General features: G+C 73.1%; 16 protein-coding genes and 1 pseudogene. 7 read left to right on the top strand and 10 right to left on the bottom strand.

Features of this window, described 5'->3' with window-relative positions; genetic code table 11:
• Positions 1 to 116: 116 nt before the first annotated feature.
• On the bottom strand, positions 117 to 1,154 hold the full coding sequence (locus tag ACFPZJ_RS00085; RefSeq protein WP_381015429.1) for a Gfo/Idh/MocA family protein: 1,038 nt from the start codon (positions 1,152 to 1,154) through the stop codon (positions 117 to 119).
• Between the two features lie 86 nt (positions 1,155 to 1,240).
• Between ACFPZJ_RS00085 and ACFPZJ_RS00080 the strand changes: the two genes are divergently transcribed.
• The 3 genes from ACFPZJ_RS00080 (at position 1,241) to ACFPZJ_RS00070 (ending at position 4,792) form a co-directional block, all read left to right on the top strand.
• Positions 1,241 to 2,587 carry a multidrug effflux MFS transporter gene (locus ACFPZJ_RS00080; protein WP_381015426.1) on the top strand — a complete coding sequence of 449 codons (1,347 nt, stop codon included), beginning with the start codon at positions 1,241 to 1,243 and terminating at the stop codon, positions 2,585 to 2,587.
• Positions 2,588 to 2,598: 11 nt separating this feature from the next.
• The gene (locus ACFPZJ_RS00075; RefSeq protein ID WP_381017249.1) at positions 2,599 to 3,714 is read left to right on the top strand and encodes a serine hydrolase domain-containing protein; all 1,116 of its coding nucleotides are present in this window, start codon (positions 2,599 to 2,601) and stop codon (positions 3,712 to 3,714) included.
• A gap of 85 nt (positions 3,715 to 3,799) precedes the next feature.
• A complete protein-coding gene (locus ACFPZJ_RS00070) occupies positions 3,800 to 4,792 on the top strand; it encodes a small ribosomal subunit Rsm22 family protein (protein WP_381015424.1) in 993 nt (330 codons plus the stop codon).
• 37 nt (positions 4,793 to 4,829) lie between these two features.
• On the opposite strand, the gene ACFPZJ_RS00065 is transcribed toward ACFPZJ_RS00070, so the two are convergent.
• Entirely contained in the window at positions 4,830 to 5,348 is a 519-nt protein-coding gene (locus tag ACFPZJ_RS00065) for a potassium channel family protein (protein WP_381017247.1), read from the bottom strand.
• Positions 5,349 to 5,799: 451 nt separating this feature from the next.
• A pseudogene (locus ACFPZJ_RS00060) lies at positions 5,800 to 5,955 on the bottom strand (DUF6243 family protein); the annotation flags it as partial.
• Positions 5,956 to 6,084: 129 nt separating this feature from the next.
• On the opposite strand from ACFPZJ_RS00060, the gene ACFPZJ_RS00055 reads away from it, so the two are divergent.
• On the top strand, positions 6,085 to 6,726 hold the full coding sequence (locus ACFPZJ_RS00055) for a TetR/AcrR family transcriptional regulator (RefSeq protein WP_381015421.1): 642 nt from the start codon (positions 6,085 to 6,087) through the stop codon (positions 6,724 to 6,726).
• Here the strand turns inward: ACFPZJ_RS00055 and ACFPZJ_RS00050 are convergent.
• Positions 6,704 to 7,579 carry a glycerophosphodiester phosphodiesterase gene (locus ACFPZJ_RS00050; RefSeq protein ID WP_381015418.1) on the bottom strand — a complete coding sequence of 292 codons (876 nt, stop codon included), beginning with the start codon at positions 7,577 to 7,579 and terminating at the stop codon, positions 6,704 to 6,706. The genes ACFPZJ_RS00055 and ACFPZJ_RS00050 overlap by 23 nt on opposite strands.
• 204 nt (positions 7,580 to 7,783) lie before the next feature.
• On the opposite strand from ACFPZJ_RS00050, the gene ACFPZJ_RS00045 reads away from it, so the two are divergent.
• Positions 7,784 to 8,518, top strand: coding sequence for a bifunctional DNA primase/polymerase (locus tag ACFPZJ_RS00045; RefSeq protein ID WP_381015415.1), 735 nt, complete (start codon positions 7,784 to 7,786; stop codon positions 8,516 to 8,518).
• A gap of 15 nt (positions 8,519 to 8,533) precedes the next feature.
• Here ACFPZJ_RS00045 and ACFPZJ_RS00040 read toward each other — a convergent pair whose 3' ends face one another.
• From ACFPZJ_RS00040 to efeO, 4 genes are read right to left on the bottom strand one after another with little or no spacing between them, the layout of a single operon-like run.
• Positions 8,534 to 9,529: an SCO2278 family lipoprotein gene (locus ACFPZJ_RS00040; protein WP_381015412.1), complete on the bottom strand. Its 996-nt coding sequence runs from the start codon at positions 9,527 to 9,529 to the stop codon at positions 8,534 to 8,536.
• On the bottom strand, positions 9,489 to 10,361 hold the full coding sequence (efeU, locus tag ACFPZJ_RS00035; RefSeq protein ID WP_381015410.1) for an iron uptake transporter permease EfeU: 873 nt from the start codon (positions 10,359 to 10,361) through the stop codon (positions 9,489 to 9,491). Before efeU ends, ACFPZJ_RS00040 begins: the two co-directional genes overlap by 41 nt.
• Before the next feature lie 3 nt (positions 10,362 to 10,364).
• On the bottom strand, positions 10,365 to 11,612 hold the full coding sequence (efeB, locus tag ACFPZJ_RS00030) for an iron uptake transporter deferrochelatase/peroxidase subunit (RefSeq protein ID WP_381015407.1): 1,248 nt from the start codon (positions 11,610 to 11,612) through the stop codon (positions 10,365 to 10,367).
• A gap of 11 nt (positions 11,613 to 11,623) precedes the next feature.
• Positions 11,624 to 12,787, bottom strand: a complete 1,164-nt coding sequence (gene efeO / locus ACFPZJ_RS00025) for an iron uptake system protein EfeO (RefSeq protein WP_381015404.1) — start codon at positions 12,785 to 12,787, stop codon at positions 11,624 to 11,626.
• Positions 12,788 to 13,218: 431 nt separating this feature from the next.
• Between efeO and ACFPZJ_RS00020 the strand changes: the two genes are divergently transcribed.
• The gene (locus tag ACFPZJ_RS00020) at positions 13,219 to 13,863 is read left to right on the top strand and encodes a PhzF family phenazine biosynthesis protein (RefSeq protein ID WP_381015401.1); all 645 of its coding nucleotides are present in this window, start codon (positions 13,219 to 13,221) and stop codon (positions 13,861 to 13,863) included.
• 38 nt (positions 13,864 to 13,901) lie between these two features.
• On the opposite strand, the gene ACFPZJ_RS00015 is transcribed toward ACFPZJ_RS00020, so the two are convergent.
• Complete coding sequence (locus tag ACFPZJ_RS00015; RefSeq protein ID WP_381015398.1) at positions 13,902 to 14,549, bottom strand: biliverdin-producing heme oxygenase; 648 nt, start codon at positions 14,547 to 14,549, stop codon at positions 13,902 to 13,904.
• 157 nt (positions 14,550 to 14,706) lie between these two features.
• Positions 14,707 to 15,564: a type I methionyl aminopeptidase gene (map, locus tag ACFPZJ_RS00010; RefSeq protein ID WP_381015395.1), complete on the bottom strand. Its 858-nt coding sequence runs from the start codon at positions 15,562 to 15,564 to the stop codon at positions 14,707 to 14,709.
• 59 nt (positions 15,565 to 15,623) lie between these two features.
• Here map and ACFPZJ_RS00005 point away from each other — a divergent pair, with 59 nt between their 5' ends.
• Complete coding sequence (locus tag ACFPZJ_RS00005) at positions 15,624 to 15,854, top strand: hypothetical protein (protein ID WP_381015393.1); 231 nt, start codon at positions 15,624 to 15,626, stop codon at positions 15,852 to 15,854.
• The last annotated feature ends 153 nt before the right edge of the window (positions 15,855 to 16,007 follow it).

Genomic DNA, 16,007 nt, shown 5'->3' with positions numbered 1-16,007 from the left:
TCCGTCATGCGGTGTCCAGTACGCGCCCACTCAGGGCCGTCCCCGGCTCCGTCCTGCCGTGGACCCGGCCGGCTCCGTCCCGCACCGGCCCGGCGGCGCACTGCCCGCCGAGCGCGTCACCCAGCAGGTGCGAGCCGCGCGGTGAGGTCGTCGTCGGGGGCCTCGCCCGGATAGCGGACGCCGATGCGGTCCCGGATCGCGTCGAGCGTCCGCATCACGGCGAGGGTGCCGTCGAGGGGGACGAGCGGGGACTCGGTCTCGCCGGCCCGCAGGGCGCGCATCACCTCGCGGGCCTCGTGGCGGAAGGTGTTGCAGGGCCCGTCCGCCGGATCGGCCGCGAACTCCTGCGGTTCACGGCCGTCGCGGTGCAGCACGAAGCGGTCCGGGTGGAAGAAGGTGTGCGGGACGTCGATCCGGCCGTGCGAGCCGGTGACGGACGCGGTGCGCGGGGTGCCGCTGACGATGGAGCAGTGCACCGAAGCGAGAGCGCCGCTCTCCCACGAGAGCACCGCACCCGTCTGGAGATCGACGCCCTCCTCCGAGAGCAGCGCTCGCGCCGTGACGTCGGCGGGCTCACCGAGCAGCAGCTGCGCGAACGACACCGGATAGACGCCGAGATCGAGCAGTGCGCCACCGCCCTGCCGCGGATCACGCAGCCGGTGCGAGGGGGGGAAGGGACCCGCGATCCCGAAGTCGGCCTGCACGGTGCGCACCTCGCCGATCGCGCCGTCCGCCACCAGGTCCCTGACCCGCCGGATCATAGGGTTGCAGTACATCCACATGGCTTCCATCAGGAAGCGGCCGTGTTCCCGCGCCAGCGCGACCAGTTCCTCCGCCTCGCGCACGTTCAGCGTGAACGGCTTTTCGCACAGCACGTTCCGACCGGCCGTCAGACACAGCCCGGCCGCCGCGCGGTGCGCCGAGTGCGGGGTGGCGACGTACACGACATCGATGTCGCTGTCCCGGGCGAGCGCCTCCCAGTCGCCGTACGCCCGCGGAATCCCGAAGCGGTCGGCGAACGCCCGCGCCGAGGCCTCGGAGCGCGACGCCACCGCCACGACATCCGCGTCCGGCAGGTCCAGCAGGTCCGCCGTGAAGGTGGCCGCGATCCCGCCCGTCGCCAGGATCCCCCACCGCACGCTGTCCGCCGTCATCTACGCCCCACCCTCGCCGTTGCGGTTTCAAGCAGTCTGTACGACCTGAGAGCATAGGTGCCGGATTCATGGAAAGGGAGGGTCATATGCCCGAGGGCGGGGCGTCCATACCGAACACAGCGTCGCAGGCGGCCGTACCGGCAACGGGCACGGCCGCCGCTCCGGTCCGCCGCACGAGCCTCCTGGTCACGCTCATCCTGGGCGGCCTGACCGCCACGCCTCCGCTGGCGATGGACATGTACCTCCCGGCCCTGCCGGAGGTCACCCGCTCCCTGCACGCGCCGGCCGCCACCGTCCAGCTCACCCTCACCGCCTGCCTGGCCGGCATGGCGCTCGGGCAGTTGGTGGTCGGACCGATGAGCGACCGGTGGGGCCGCCGCCGTCCCCTGCTGGCGGGGCTCGCCGTCTACGTCGTCGCCACCGTCCTGTGCGCCGTCGCGCCCACCGTGGCGTCCCTGGTCGCGTTCCGGCTGGTGCAGGGCCTGGCGGGCGCGGCCGGGATCGTGATCGCGCGGGCGGTCGTGCGCGACCTGTACGACGGCGTGGCCATGGCCCGTTTCTTCTCCACACTCATGCTGGTCGCCGGGGTCGCCCCGATCGTGGCGCCGCTGCTCGGCGGGCAGATCCTGCGGGTGACGGACTGGCGGGGCGTGTTCGTCGTCCTGGTGGTGCTCGGGACACTGCTGGCGGCCTTGGTCTGGGCGAAGCTGCCCGAGACGCTGCCGGCCGAGGGCCGTCACGGCGGCGGCGTCGGCGAGGCCCTGCGCTCGATGCGCGGCCTGCTCGCCGACCGGGCCTTCGCCGGGTACATGCTCGCGGGCGGCTTCGCCTTCGCCGCGCTGTTCGCCTACATCGCGGCCTCCCCCTTCGTCGTCCAGGAGATCTACGGCGCCTCCCCGCAGACGTTCAGCCTGCTGTTCGGACTGAACTCCGTCGGCCTGGTGGTCGTCGGCCAGATCAACGGCAAGGTGCTGGTCGGCCGGGTCCGTCTGGACCGGGTGCTGGCCGTCGGCCTCGCCCTGGTCGTCACCGCGGCGACCGCTTTGCTGCTGATGTCCCTGGGCGTCTTCGGCGACGTCGGTCTCGCCCCCGTCGCCGCCGCGCTGTTCGTGCTGATGTCCGCGATGGGCGTCACCCTGCCCAACACCCAGGCGCTCGCGCTGATGCGGGTCAAGCACGCCGCCGGTTCCGCGTCCGCGCTGCTCGGCACGTCGTCCTTCCTGATCGGCGCGGTCGCCTCCCCGCTGGTCGGTGTCGCCGGGGAGGACACCGCCGTCCCGATGGCCGTCGTCCAACTGGCCGCCGCACTGGTGGCGCTGGCCTGCTTCGTGGCACTGTGCCGCCCCAGGAAGACGGACAGCGGACGGGCCGGCGCGCAGGACGCGGGCCGCTCCCGCACCGCCACGGCCGAGAGCCCGGGGGAGGAGAACTGAGCGCACCGAGACTGCGCCACGGCACACCGGAGCGGGCCGGACTCGACCCCGAGGAGCTCCGGCACCTCCTCCGTGAAGTCCGCGCCCTGACCACCGGGGAGCACCCGTGGGCGGCGGGCGCCGTCGTGGTCGCCGGGCGCGGACCGGTGATCGCCGTGGAGGAGGCGGCGGGCTGGGCCGTGCGGTACGCCGCGTACGACGAGACGACGGACCAGGGTGTCGAACTCCCCCCGGAGGCCCGCGTCCCGATGACGGTCGACACCCCCTTCGACCTCGCCTCCCTCACCAAGCTGTTCACGTCGGTGGCCGCCGTGCAGCAGATCGAGCGCGGCACCCTGGGCATCGACGCCCGGGTGGGCGCCTACCTGCCGGACTTCGAGGCGGCCGTCCGGTACGGCATCACCGTCCGGCAGTTGCTCACCCACACCTCCGGGCTGCGCCCCGAGCTGCCGCTGTACGACTGCGCCGACGACACCGAACGCCTGGCGCTGCTGCGCGCCGAGCGGCCGGCCGGGGCGCCGGGCACGTACTGCTACTCCGACCTGAACATGCTTCTGCTCCAGCACGTCCTGGAACGCCTCACCGGCCGCACGCTCGACACGCTCGTCCACGACGGCATCACCCGGCCGCTCGGCATGACGGCGACGGACTTCGGGCCGTGCCCGCGGGCCGCGGCGACGGAGGACCAGCGGCGGCCGTGGGCCAGGGCGGACCGGGGCATGCTGCGGGGCGAGGTGCACGACGAGAACGCCTGGGCGCTCGGCGGGGTCGCCGGCCACGCGGGCCTGTTCTCCACGGGCCGGGACCTGGCGGTGTTCTGCCGCGCCCTGCTCGCGGGCGGCTCGTACGGGCCGGCCCGCATCCTCGGCCCCGACTTCGTCGACCTCCTCCTCACCCCACCGGGCCTCGGATTCGCCCTCGACCAGCCGTGGTTCATGGGCGAGCTCGCCGGGCGGGGAGCGGCGGGCCACACGGGCTTCACCGGCACGTCCCTCGTGCTGGACCCGGCGACGGACACGTTCCTGATCCTGCTGGCCACCACCGTGCACCCGCGCCGGCGCCCCCCGGACAGCCGGCCGCGCGCGGCGGCGGGAACACGGATGGCCCGGGCGGTGCGGGCGGCCTGACCGTGCGGACCACCGGCGGCCGGTGGAGAGCCCGCGCTCCGGAGCAGCGCGGTTCCCCGGGTGCCCGCGCACGTAGAATCGCCGGGTGAACGCCCCTGTCGTCCCCCCGGCCGAAACCCTCCGCACCGCTCTCGCCGGTCTGCTCGACGGGCTCCCCGCGAAGCAGGCCGCGCAGGCCGTCGAGCGGCTCATCGCCACCTACCGGGGGGCCACTCCGACCCACGCGCCGATCTTGCGGGACCGGGCCGACGTGGCCGCGTACGCCGCGTACCGCATGCCCGCCACCTTCGAGGCGGTGCGGTCGGCGCTGGGGGCACTCGCGGACGCCGCGCCCGGCTGGGTGCCGGGCAGTCATGTCGACGTCGGCGGCGGCACCGGCGCGGCGACCTGGGCGGTGAGCGCGACCTGGCAGGGGGAGCGGTCCGTGACCGTCCTCGACTGGGCCGAGCCCGCGCTCGCGCTCGGCCGGGAGATCGCCGCCGCGCACCCGGGGCTGCGCGACGTACGGTGGCGGCGCGCCCGGCTCGGAGCGGGGCTCGCGTTGGAGAGCACCGATCTCGTCACCGCCTCCTACGTGCTGAACGAGCTGACCGCCGCCGACCGGGCCGCGCTCGTCGACGCCGCCGCGGCCGCCGCCCAGGCCGTCGTCCTCGTCGAGGCCGGCACCCCCGACGGCTACGCCCGTGTCATCGAGGCACGTGACCGGCTGATCAGCGCCGGGTTCCGGGTCGCGGCGCCCTGCCCGCACAGCGCCGCCTGCCCCATCGCCCCGGGCACGGACTGGTGCCACTTCTCGGCCCGGGTCAGCCGCTCCTCCCTGCACCGCCAGGTCAAGGGCGGCTCCCTCGCCTACGAGGACGAGAAGTTCAGCTACGTCGCCGCGGCCCGCTTCCCGGTGTCCCCCGCCTCCGCCCGCGTGGTGCGCAGGCCGCAGATCCGCAAGGGCCAGGTCCTGCTCGATCTGTGCGAGAGCGAACCGTCCCTGCACCGGGCCACCGTCACCAAGCGCCACGGCGTCCTGTACCGGGCGGCCCGCGACACGGACTGGGGCGACGCCTGGCCGCCCGCGGAGGACTAGGCAGGCGACCGGGGCGACGCCTGGCCGCCGTGGAGGACTAGGCAGGCGGGTCAGTCGTCCGTCCCTCCCGAGGAGCCGGGGGCGGTGACGTCGCATGGCGTCGTACCGCGTTGCGGACATGGCGGCTCAGGGCGGTCGCCGCCGCGGTCAGGAAGACGAAGCTGTACAGGATCTGCAGGACGGTGATCAGGCGGGCCGTCTGGCCGTGCGGGGTGATGTCGCCGTATCCGATGGTGGCGAGCGTGACCAGGGTGAAGTACAGGGCGTCCAGCCGGGTCGTCAGTCCGCGGAACTCGCCGGGGTGCTGGGCGAGCGCCTGGTAGGCGGCGGAGAACACCAGGACGGACAGACACATCAGGACGGGGATGACCAGCCCCGGCCGGGTGTCCGGCCGGTCGAGGAGGACGTGCCGGACCTGGCGGAGCAGCAGTGCCGCCACGAGCACCAGGGCCAGGCCGAACAGGGTCCAGCTCAGCGCGGGACGGCGCGGGCCCAGACGGTCCAGGGGCAGGACGAAGTACCCGATGGTCATGGTGGCCGCGAGCACCAGCGGCATCAGCCAGGGGAAGGCGGTGCGCCACAGCGTGAGGGGCGTGCGGCCGCCGCCCGGTCCGGCTGCGTCTCCCGTCACCTGTGTCTCCGACCTGTCGCCCCGCGCCCGGCCCCGACCGGGACGCCCCGGCCCGGTCAGATCATCCGGCGTGGGCGAGGCCCCCTCCACCCGGCAGCGTCCGTCCGGGTCGGGCAGGGGGAGCGGGGCGGTGGTCCCGGGGGACGCCGGGCCGGTCGGTGCCGGTGGCGCCGGGCCGGTCAGTCCCGGTGCGCGGGGCGGGTGGCCCACCGTTGGCCCAGGCTGACGGCCTCCGCGCGGTCGGTGGGGGACAGCGCGGCGATCCTGGCGTGGTGGTTGCCGTCCGGGACCCACAGGACGCGGGAGTCGGGGCCGCCGGGGCGGAAAAGTGCTCGGCGTCACGGGCGCCGCCGTCATGACGACCTGGGGGCAGTCCCCCTTCCCTCCCCTCTTCCCGTTGTTTCTGTTGGAGTCTGCGCAGCAACTCCCGCTTCTGGGCCTGGGGATCGGTGCCGCCGATCCGGTCGGCCCGGCCGCCGCCGCGCAGGGCCCTGCGGCCGAGCTTCTGCCGCATCCCGCCGACCCCCAGCATGTTTCCGGCTCCACCTCGGGTCATCGAGGGCTCCTTCCGTACGCCGCCTTCAAGAAACGAGACGTACCGTCTCGCATTCGCCTCACTCCCGCGAGACGCTCCGTCTTGTCAACCTGGTAGATTCGACCCATGGCCGCACCCGAGTCCGCCCCCGCCGCCTCCGCAAGGACGACCCCCGACGCCACCCGCCGCAGCGAGAAGTCCCGGCGCGCCATCTACGACGCCGCCCTCGGGCTCGTCGCGGAGGTCGGCTACGCGAAGACCACGGTCGAGGGCATCGCCGCCCGCGCCGGCGTCGGCAAGCAGACGATCTACCGCTGGTGGTCCTCCAAGGCCGACGTCCTGCTGGAAGCGTTCCTCGACCTGAGCGAGCAGGCCGCCCGGGAGGCGGGGCAGGCGCCGTACGTCATCCCCGACACCGGCGATGTCGCCGCCGACCTCAGGGCCGTGCTGCGCGCCACCGTCGACCAGCTGCGCGACCCGAGGTTCGAGGCCCCCTCCCGCGCGCTGGCCGCCGAGGGCGTGGTCAACGAGCAGCTGGGGCGGGTGTTCGTGGCCAAGCTGCTGGAGCCGTCCCTCCGGCTCTACGTCGACCGGCTGCGCGCCGCCCAGCGAGCAGGGCAGGTCCGGGCCGACGTCGACCCGCGCATCGCCCTGGAGCTGTTCGTCTCCCCGCTCGCCCAGCGGTGGCTGCAGTACACGGGCCCGATCTCCCACGAGTACACCGACACCCTCGTGGACTACGCCCTCAACGGCCTGGCCCCCCGCTGACCCGGAGCGCCCGCACCGGGTGCCGGGCCAGCCGCCCCGGCACGTCCGTGATGACGCCGTCGCAGCCCAACGCGAGGGCGCGGTCCCGCTGCCGCGGGGTGAGCACCGTGTGCGCCCACACCCGCGGCACCCCCGAGCGCACCGCCCGCACCAGGTCCGCGTCCCGCGCCTTGATGTCCACGTCCAGCAGGTCGATGTACGAGCGCCACCGCTCGGGCCGGTCCGTGCGCATCTGCCGTGCCGAACGCCACAGTTGTGCCAGCAGGCCCAGCCGGTGCGCGCGGCGGGCCACCTCGGGGTCGTTGGAGTTCACGAAGACCGAGCGGGTCAGGCCCCGGTCCCGGATCAGCGCGGCCAGCCGGTCGAGACCGCGCGGGTCCTTCGCCTCCAGCATCAGCACGATCCGCCCGCCGAGACGATCCAGCACCTCCGCCACCGTCGGCGGCCGCTCCGGCCGCCAGGCCCCCGGCAGCGACGCCCTCGGCCGCAGCCGCACGCCCTGCCACTCGGCGGCGTCGAGCGCGCCCACCTCTCCGTCCCGGTAAGTCGTCCGGTCCAGGGTCGGGTCGTGGAAGACGACCGGCGTGCCGTCGCGCAGGAGTCGCGTGTCGAAGTCCAGCACGTGCGCCGTACCGCGCCGGTAGGCGGCCATCAGCCCCGCCATGCTGTTCTCCGGAACCTCGCGGGCGCCGCCGCGGTGGGCGACGTACGTGACGCGGGGCAGGGCCGCCACCGTCAGGGGCGCCGTGCCCCACTCCAGCGGCGTCGGTGGCCCGCCGCCGGGTCCCGTGAGGGTCAGCGAGACCACGGATGCCGCTGACGTCAGTCCCGTCAGCGCGACCCTTGTGACCATGGGCCCACGGTAGGGCGCCGCAGCACGGCGCGGCGCGCAATGACACCCCGTCTGGGTGCGCGGTACGCCTGGTTCCCCTGGCATATGCCTCGCTCGCCCCTGTCTCGCCCGAGCTGCGCGGGATGTGGGCACTGGCCCCCCGGCGCGCAGGATGATGGGACCATAGGGCATGCTGTTCCGCACGACAGCGAGGCGAGGGGATAGATGAGCGAGACGTTCGGCGGCCGGACCGGCCTGCAGGGCAAACTCTCCCAGTGGCTGCGCGGACGCCGCCCGAAGGAGGCCGCCGCCGACGACGGCGGCCGTGAGGCCCTGCTGCTCGCCGCCGCCGACGCGGGACTGCCCCTCGCGCCCGCCGCCCACCCGGCCGGCTACCGCTGTTCCTGCGACCGCGTCGGCTGCCCCACCCCCGCCCGGCACCCGGTGTCGTTCGCCTGGCAGACGCAGTCCACCACCGACCGCGCCCAGATCGAACGCTGGGCCCGCCACCAGCCGCAGGCCAACTTCATCACCGCGACCGGCATGGTGCACGACGTCCTCGACGTGCCCCTGGAAGCCGGCCGCGAGGCGCTCACGCGCCTGCTCGCCGTGGACGTCGAGGTCGGCCCGGTCGCCGAGAGCGACGACGGCCGCATGCTCTTCTTCACCCTCACCCGCGGCACCCCCGAGGACGAGGACGAGTGGTGGCCCTGCGAGCTGGACTGCCACCCCGAGACCATGGACGAGCACCCCGGCCTGCGCTGGCACTGCCGCGGCTCCTACGTCCTCGTACCGCCGGCCCGGCTGCCCGGTGAGGACCAGGCGGTGCACTGGGTGCGCGGCCCCGAGCACCCGCTGCCGGACCCGTTGAGCCTGTTGGAGGTCCTCACCGACTCCTGCGCCCGGTACGTCGGCGAGGAGCCCGGCCACGCGGACGCGGCCTGGCCCCTGCGCCACTGATCCCGTACGGCCCGGCTACCCGCCCTGCGCCGACGTCAGCCCCTGGATGCGCCCCAGGACCGACACCTTCCCGCTGCCCTTCGCCGGGTCCAGGGCGACCTCGTTGGAGACGAACTCCATCGTCAGCGACTGCTTGATCTCGCCCTTCGTCAGCGCCAGCACGTCCTTGTTCGGGGTGGGCACCGAGGTGCCGGGCGCGGCCGTCTGCTTCTCGTAGTGGCGGCTGGTGAAGAACACGAGCGCCCCGCCGTCCTCGGTGCGCAGCGCCAGCGGCGCGTAGGCGCCGTTCGTCAGCGGCTCGTCGATGTACTGCCTGGCCAGACCCGGCCTGATGGCCCGGTCCTGGCGCTGTTGACGCCACCCGCTGGTGTGCGAGCCCGTGGCGAAGGCCCCCTGTCCGTTCTTCAGGTAGGCCGTGTAGGCGCGGCTCAACTCGCCGGGTGGCACCGCCAGGTCGGCCGCGTCCGCGGGAACGGCCTCGGCCCAGCCGTCCTTGTCCTTCTTGAACTGCGGTACGGCGCCCTGCGCCACCAGCGTCAGGTACGTCACCTGCCAGCTCTCGTCCAGGCCGTTGCGGACGAACACCAGCAGCCAGCGGGCCGTGCCGCCCTTGTTGCCGGCCGTGTCGGCGACGAACCAGCGCGGCCAGCCCGCCTTCTTGGGGATGGTGAACCGCGCGTCCGTCAGCTTCAGCGGCGTGTGCCTCGGGTTGCCGCCCGGGTTGTTGGCCTTGCCTGCCTTCAGCCGCGCCCCGTCGATGTCGGCGAGGGCGCCGGTGGTCTCGTCGGCGTACAGCGCGGGGTCGTACGCCTTGTCGGCCTTGTTGTACGCGGTCGTGAACCGCTCGAGCGCCTCCGCGGCCTCGGCGCGTGTGGTGGCCGGGAGCACTTCCCGTTCCCCGTGGACCACCACGCATCCGCTCGCCGTCAACGACAAAGCGGTCACCGAGGCCGCTATGAGGGCGCTACGGTCAAGCCTGCGGAGCCTTCGAGGGCCGTGATCCCTGCTCATCGGGTTCCTTCACCTTCCCCTTTCCGGAGGCGAACCCTACCGGGGCGAGGAAGAGCGCGAGCGTCGGGACCAGGTACAGCAGCCACACCGTGACCTGAAGGACCGTCGGGTCGGGCTGGAAGTTGAACACGCCCTTCAGCAGCGTGCCGTACCAGCTGTCCGGCGGGACGGTGCCGCTGATGTCGAAGGCCTCGTCGTTCAGGCCGGGAAGCCAGTCGGCCTCCTGAAGGTCGTGGAAGCCGTACGCCAGCACGCCCGCGGCCACGACGACCAGCATGCCGCCGGTCCAGGTGAAGAACCGGGCCAGGTTGATCCTCAGGGCGCCCCGGTAGAACAGCCAGCCCAGGAGCACCGCCGTCAGCAGGCCCAGGCCCGCGCCGATCACCGGAGCCGGGCTGCCGTCACCGGCGGCGCGCACCGACGTCCACACGAACAGGGCGGTCTCCAGGCCCTCGCGGCCGACCGCGAGGAAGGCGGTGGCGACCAGTGCGCCCGTGCCCATCGCCAGCGCCGCGTCGAGCCTGGTGTGCAGCTCCGACCTCAGGTGCCGGGCGGTGCGCCGCATCCAGAACACCATCCACGTCACCAGGCCCACCGCGACGATCGACAGGGAGCCGCCGAGCGCCTCCTGCGCCTCGAACGTCAGCTCCTGGGACCCGAATTCGAGGACGCAGCCGAAGCCGAGCGCGAGGGTGATCGCGATGGCGATGCCGGTCCAGACGGGCTTGAGCGCGTCCCTGCGCTCCGTCTTCACCAGGTAGGCGATGAGGATGCAGACGACGAGAGAGGCCTCCAGGCCCTCGCGCAGACCGATCAGGTAGTTGGAGAACACGGGCTACGCCTCCTCGGAGAACAGCGTCCGGCCCCACCAGTCGTCCGTGTCGCGGACGCCGGGCGGGATCGCGAAGACCGCCGAACCCACGTGCTGGATGTACTCGTTGAGCGCGTCCGTCGCCAGGTTGCGCTGGATGCGGATGAAGCCGGTGCGCGGATCGCGCTGGTAGGCCAGGAAGAACAGGCCGGCGTCGAGGCGGCCCAGGCCGTCGGTGCCGTCGGTGAAGGAGTAGCCGCGGCGCAGGATCGTCGCCCCGTCGTTGGAGTCGGGGTGGGCGAGCCGGACGTGCGCGTCGGGTTTCATCGCCTTCAGGAACGGCTCGTCCCGCTCCTTCGCCCTGCCGACCGGGGCGCCCTCGCCCTTGTCGCGTCCGAAGACGTCCTCCTGTTCCTGGAGCGAGGTGCGGTCCCAGGTCTCGATGTGCATGCGGATACGCCGGGCGACGAGGTAGGAGCCGCCCACCATCCAGTCGGGGCCGTCCCGTTCGTCCACCCACACGAACTTCTTCAGCCGTGCGGTGTCCGTGCCCGCGATGTTGCGGGTGCCGTCCTTGAAGCCCATCAAGTTCCGCGGCGTCTGCTTCTCCGGGGTGGTGGAGGAAATCTTCCCGAAGCCGAGCTGCGACCAGCGGATGACGACCCTGCCCATGCCGATGCGGGCCAGGTTGCGGATCGCGTGCACCGCGACCTGCGGGTCGTCCGCGCAGGCCTGGACGCACAGGTCGCCGTCGCTGCGGCTCCCGTCGAGGTTGTCGCCCGCGAACCTCGGCAGGTCGACCAGTGCCTCGGGCCGCCGGTCGCCGAGCCCGAACCTTTCGAACAGCGACGGCCCGAAGCCGATCGTCAGCGTCAGCCGCGAGGGCCTGAGCCCCAGTGCCTCGCCGGTGTCGTCGGGGGGCGCCTCGGGCAGACCGCCGTACGCGCCCTCACCGACCGGCTTCCCGGCGGTCATCCGGCGCGCCGCCCGCGTCCAGTCCTTCAGCAGCTGGACGAACGCGGACCGGTCGCCGGTCGTCACGTCGAACGCGGCGAAGTGCAGCCGGTCCTGGACCGGTGTGGCGATGCCCGCCTGGTGCGTGCCGTGGAACTCCACCGCGGCGCCGGCCGAGGCTCCTTCCGGGCGTGCGTCGTCGCCGGCGCGGGCCACCGCCACCGCACCGCCGGCCGCGGCGGCGCCGAGCGCGAGACCCGCCCCGCCCCAGCCCAGCAGCGAACGCCGGGACGGGGACGGTGGGTTGGTGTCCGTCATGGTCGGGCCCCCTACTTGACGACGGCGGCGGCGAGCTTGGACAGCGGCTCCGCCAGCGCGTTGACCGCGTCCGACAGCTCCTTCCGGTCGGCCTTGCCGACCTTGTCGTACGAGGTGAAGTCGTACGACGTCCTGTCCGCGCGGTACTTGTCGAGCAGCGCGTTCAGCGCCGCGAACTGCCGGTCGAGGTCCCGCACCAGCGCCGGGTCGTTCTCCCTGGCCACCGGCTTGAGCAGCTCGTAGGACTTCTGGGCGCCCTCGACGTTGGCCTTGAAGTCGACCAGGTCGGTGTGCGAGTAGCGCTCCTCCTCGCCGGTGACCTTGCCGGTGGCGACCTCGTCGAGGAGCTCCTTGGCGCCGTTGGCCATCGAGGTCGGGGTGATGTCGGCCTTGCCGACCCGCTCCCGCCAGTCCTTCAGATCGGTGATCAGCCGGCCGGCGAGCTGCTTCTCCCGGGCGCCGATCTTCCCCTCCTGCCACAGGGCCTTCTCCAGCCGGTGCCAGCCGGTCCAGTCCGTGGCCGGGTCCTGGCCGTCCTCCAGGCCGTCCTCGCGGACGTCGACCTTCGGGTCGATGTCGCCGAAGGACTCGGCGACCGGCTCGGTGCGCTCCCAGCCGATGCGGGAGGGCGCGTACGCCTTCTTCGCGGCCTCCAGGTCACCGTCCTCGACCGCCTTGGCGAAGGTCTCGGCGAGCGGCAGGGTCTCGCCGGCCTGCCGCTGCACGTAGGCCCGGTAGTCGGCGACGGCCTTGTCCAGACGGGGGTCGCGCTCGGCGGTGCCGCCGGTGGCGGTGCCGCCGGTGGCCCTGACGGTCTGGCGGATGCCTTTGCCCTTCATGCCGGGCTTGCAGGCGATCCGGTAGTCGCCGGGCTTCACCTCGGCGGTGACGTGCTGTGTGGTGCCGGGGCCGATGTTCTCCCGCTCGGTGACCACGCGGTCGTCGGGGAAGAGGAGGTAGACCTCGGTGACCTTCGATCCCTTGTTCGCGATGGCGAGTTCGACGTGCCCGGCCGGGAACTCCTTCCTGGACACCTCGCACTCGTCGTCCGTCGCCGTCACCTCGACGACGCGGTCGCCGCCCTTCGCGCTGCTCTTCTCGGTGCAGCCGGTGACGGCGGCGAGGGCCGCCGCGGTGGCGACGGCGGTGACGACGGAGAGTCTGGCGGGTCGCATGAGGGCTCCAGGGGTGGCCGAGAACGTACGAGTGACGAGCCTCATCCACAGGAAGGTAAGGCTCGCCTAACGCCCACAAGGATGCCCAAGTGACTCAAAGTCGCCCTCATGGCGGAGTCAAGGGCCGGTCAAAGGTCGCGTCGTGGGGTCACCGGCGGTGTGCCGGACCGTCCGTGTGACCCGCCGCGGAGCGCGTCCGGGTGCCGGACGGCGAGGGCCGGCGGCGCACCGGCGCACGAACGCCACCGGGCCCGCCTCGCGCCGCGCCCGCCCACTCGAACGAGCGACACCGACGCGTCCCTCGGGCACGGGCCCGCGGCGATCCGCTGCGCTGCCTGCCGCACGAGGAGGCCGCCACCCGCACGGCCCGCTCCCCGGCGGGCCCGCCGCCTGGGACGACCCGGCCGCCCGCGCGGTGTTTCAATGCCCCCGTGACTCACTACGACGTACTGCGCGTCTTCTGCGGCCCGCGCGGCGGATACGGCAACGAACTCGGTGTCGTGCGCGACGGCTCGGTGCTGCCCGGTCCCGCGGAGCGGCAGGAGTTCGCGGCGAAACTCGGTTTCAGTGAGACCGTGTTCGTCGACGACCCCGAGCGCGGGGTCGTCGACATCTACACGCCCACGCTGCGGCTGCCGTTCGCCGGTCATCCCTGCGTCGGAACGGCCTGGCTGCTGGACGTGCCCGAACTCGTCACGCCGGCCGGGGTGGTCGGAGCCCGGCAGGACGGCGAGTTCTGCTGGATCGAGGCCCGGGCGGAGTGGGTGCCGCCGCGCACCCTGCGCCAGTACGCCAGCGCCGCCGAGGTCGACGACCTGCCCGTGCCGCCGCCGGGGGAGTGGATCTACGCCTGGGCCTGGGAGGACGAGCCCGCCGGCCGGGTCCGGGCCCGGGCGTTCCCCGGCCGCGACGACGGCATCGAGGAGGACGAGGCGACCGGCGCGGCGGCCCTGCTCCTGACCGACCGGCTGGGCCGGGCCCTGAACATCACCCAGGGCGCGGGCTCCCAGATCCTCACGGCGCCGCAGCCGGCCGGGTGGACCGAGGTCGGGGGCCGGGTGTACCTGGAGCGCTGATCCCAGCGGCGCGCGGGACGAACAGCAGGCCCTGGGCCTCAGGCCGAGAGCGGGAACTCCTCGCTCAGCGCCCGGAAGACAGCCGTGTTCAACGTGAACGCCCGCTTGCACTCGGCCACGATCCGCTGCCTCTCCAAGTCGTCCGCCCGCACCGCGTCCAGCAGGTCCCGGTACTCCCGTTTGAAGGCGGCCGGGTTGGCGATCTGCTCGAAGACGTAGAACCGGACCCCGTCGCCCTTCTTCGCGAAGCCCCACGCCTTCTCCGCCCGGTCGCGGACGATCTGGCCGCCGGAGAGGTCGCCGAGGTAGCGCGTGTAGTGGTGGGCGATGTAGCCGGCCGGCCAGACACGGGCGCACTGCGCGATCCGATCGGCGTACACCCGCGTGGCGGGAAGGGCGGAGAGGGTGGAGCGCCAGTCCGCGCCCCGCAGGTGCGCCAGGTCCCGCTCCAGCGCCGCCAGCCGCATCAGCTCGGGGCGGATGAACGGGCCGGCCACCGGGTCCGCCGCCAGCCGCTCGGCGACGGACTCCAGGGCGTCGTACACGAACCACAGCTGCTCGGTGTAGCGCGCGTACGCCTCCACCCCCAGCCCGCCGCCCAGCAGGTCGCTCATGAACGTCGACGTGTTCGCCTCCGCGTGCAACTCCTGCGAGGCGGTGCGGATGAGGGTGGAGAACGAGTCCATGAACCCAGCCTTTGCCTAAGTCAACATTTTTGCCGACTGCTTGTCGGTAAAACGCTACCCCGGATCAGACGAAAAGGCCCGCCCTCCGAGGAGAGCGGGCCGGGGAGAGCGGGCGGGGCGGGCCGGGGAGAGCGGGCCGGGAAAGGGGCCCGGTGCGCTACGGCAGCGTCAGGATCTCCGCCCCCGTGTCCGTCACCACCAGCGTGTGCTCGAACTGGGCCGTGCGCTTGCGGTCCTTCGTCACGACCGTCCAGCCGTCGTCCCACATGTCGTACTCGTGCGTCCCGAGCGTCAGCATCGGCTCGATCGTGAACGTCATCCCGGGCTGCATCACCGTCGTCGCGTGCGGGCTGTCGTAGTGCGGGACGATCAGGCCGGAGTGGAACGAGGTGTTGATCCCGTGGCCCGTGAAGTCCCGGACCACGCCGTACCCGAACCGCTTGGCGTACGACTCGATGACCCGGCCGATGACGTTGATCTGCCGGCCCGGCCGGACCGCCTTGATGGCGCGGTTCAGGGCCTCCCGCGTCCGCTCCACCAGCAGACGGCTCTCCTCGTCCACGTCGCCGACGAAGTACGTCGCGTTGTTGTCGCCGTGCACCCCGCCGATGTACGCCGTGACGTCCAGGTTGACGATGTCACCGTCCCGCAGCACAGTCGAGTCCGGGATGCCGTGGCAGATCACCTCGTTGACCGAGGTGCACAGCGATTTGGGGAACCCGCGGTAGCCGAGCGTGGAGGGATAGGCGCCGTGGTCGCACAGGAACTCGTGCGCCACCCGGTCCAGCTCGTCGGTCGTCACGCCGGGCGCGATGTGCCGTGCGGCCTCGGCCAGCGCCTGCGCGGCGACCCGCCCGGCGACCCGCATCGCCTCGATGGTCTCCGGGGTCTGCACCTCCGGGCCGGTGTACGGCGCCGGAGCGGGCTTGCCGACGTACTCGGGGCGGCGGATGTTTCCGGGCACGGAACGGATGGGAGACAGCTCCCCTGGTACGAGCAGCGACTGGCCAGACATGCCAGCGAGTCTAAGACAGCGCCCACGGGGGACCATGTCGGTGGCGAAAGGAGCCGGTCATGCCCCTGTTCAAGAAGCGGACGGTCGGGAAGCCGGGCGAGTGGTACTACTGCCTGGAGCACAAGAAGGTCGAGGAGGGTCCGGAGTGCCCGGCCAAGGACCGCTTCGGGCCGTACGCGAGCCGCGGTGAGGCCGAGCACGCGATGGAGACGGCCCGCGAACGCAACCTCCAGTGGGAGAACGACCCCCGATGGCACGACGCCCCGGCGGGCGGCCGGGACGACGACTGAGCGGAGCGGAACCGTACGCGGCCCGCACCGTGGCGGCTGCGCGCCGTTCGCGCAGCCGCAGCCGCAGCCGCAGCCGCAGCCGCAGCCGCAGCCGCAGCCGCAGCCGCAGCCGCAGCCGCAGCCGCAGCCGCAGCCGCAGCGGCGCGGCTGCGG

Origin of the sequence: Streptomyces bullii, assembly GCF_042657145.1 — a bacterium.
Lineage (GTDB): Bacteria > Actinomycetota > Actinomycetes > Streptomycetales > Streptomycetaceae > Streptomyces > Streptomyces bullii.
Note: the sequence above shows the minus strand (reverse complement) of the source record. Positions and strands in the feature narration are given on the sequence as shown.

Bases quoted from the DNA above. Each gene is read 5' to 3' on its own strand.
- ACFPZJ_RS00080 (WP_381015426.1), top strand. From the start codon at position 1,241: ATGCCCGAGGGCGGGGCGTCCATACCGAACACAGCGTCGCAGGCGGCC.
- ACFPZJ_RS00065 (WP_381017247.1), bottom strand. From the start codon at position 5,348: ATGCCGCTGGTGCTCGCGGCCACCATGACCATCGGGTACTTCGTCCTG.
- efeO (WP_381015404.1), bottom strand. From the start codon at position 12,787: ATGCGACCCGCCAGACTCTCCGTCGTCACCGCCGTCGCCACCGCGGCG.
- ACFPZJ_RS00050 (WP_381015418.1), bottom strand. From the start codon at position 7,579: ATGGTCACAAGGGTCGCGCTGACGGGACTGACGTCAGCGGCATCCGTG.
- ACFPZJ_RS00045 (WP_381015415.1), top strand. From the start codon at position 7,784: ATGAGCGAGACGTTCGGCGGCCGGACCGGCCTGCAGGGCAAACTCTCC.
- efeB (WP_381015407.1), bottom strand. From the start codon at position 11,612: ATGACGGACACCAACCCACCGTCCCCGTCCCGGCGTTCGCTGCTGGGC.
- ACFPZJ_RS00015 (WP_381015398.1), bottom strand. From the start codon at position 14,549: ATGGACTCGTTCTCCACCCTCATCCGCACCGCCTCGCAGGAGTTGCAC.
- ACFPZJ_RS00055 (WP_381015421.1), top strand. From the start codon at position 6,085: ATGGCCGCACCCGAGTCCGCCCCCGCCGCCTCCGCAAGGACGACCCCC.
- ACFPZJ_RS00005 (WP_381015393.1), top strand. From the start codon at position 15,624: ATGCCCCTGTTCAAGAAGCGGACGGTCGGGAAGCCGGGCGAGTGGTAC.
- ACFPZJ_RS00085 (WP_381015429.1), bottom strand. From the start codon at position 1,154: ATGACGGCGGACAGCGTGCGGTGGGGGATCCTGGCGACGGGCGGGATC.
- ACFPZJ_RS00040 (WP_381015412.1), bottom strand. From the start codon at position 9,529: ATGAGCAGGGATCACGGCCCTCGAAGGCTCCGCAGGCTTGACCGTAGC.
- map (WP_381015395.1), bottom strand. From the start codon at position 15,564: ATGTCTGGCCAGTCGCTGCTCGTACCAGGGGAGCTGTCTCCCATCCGT.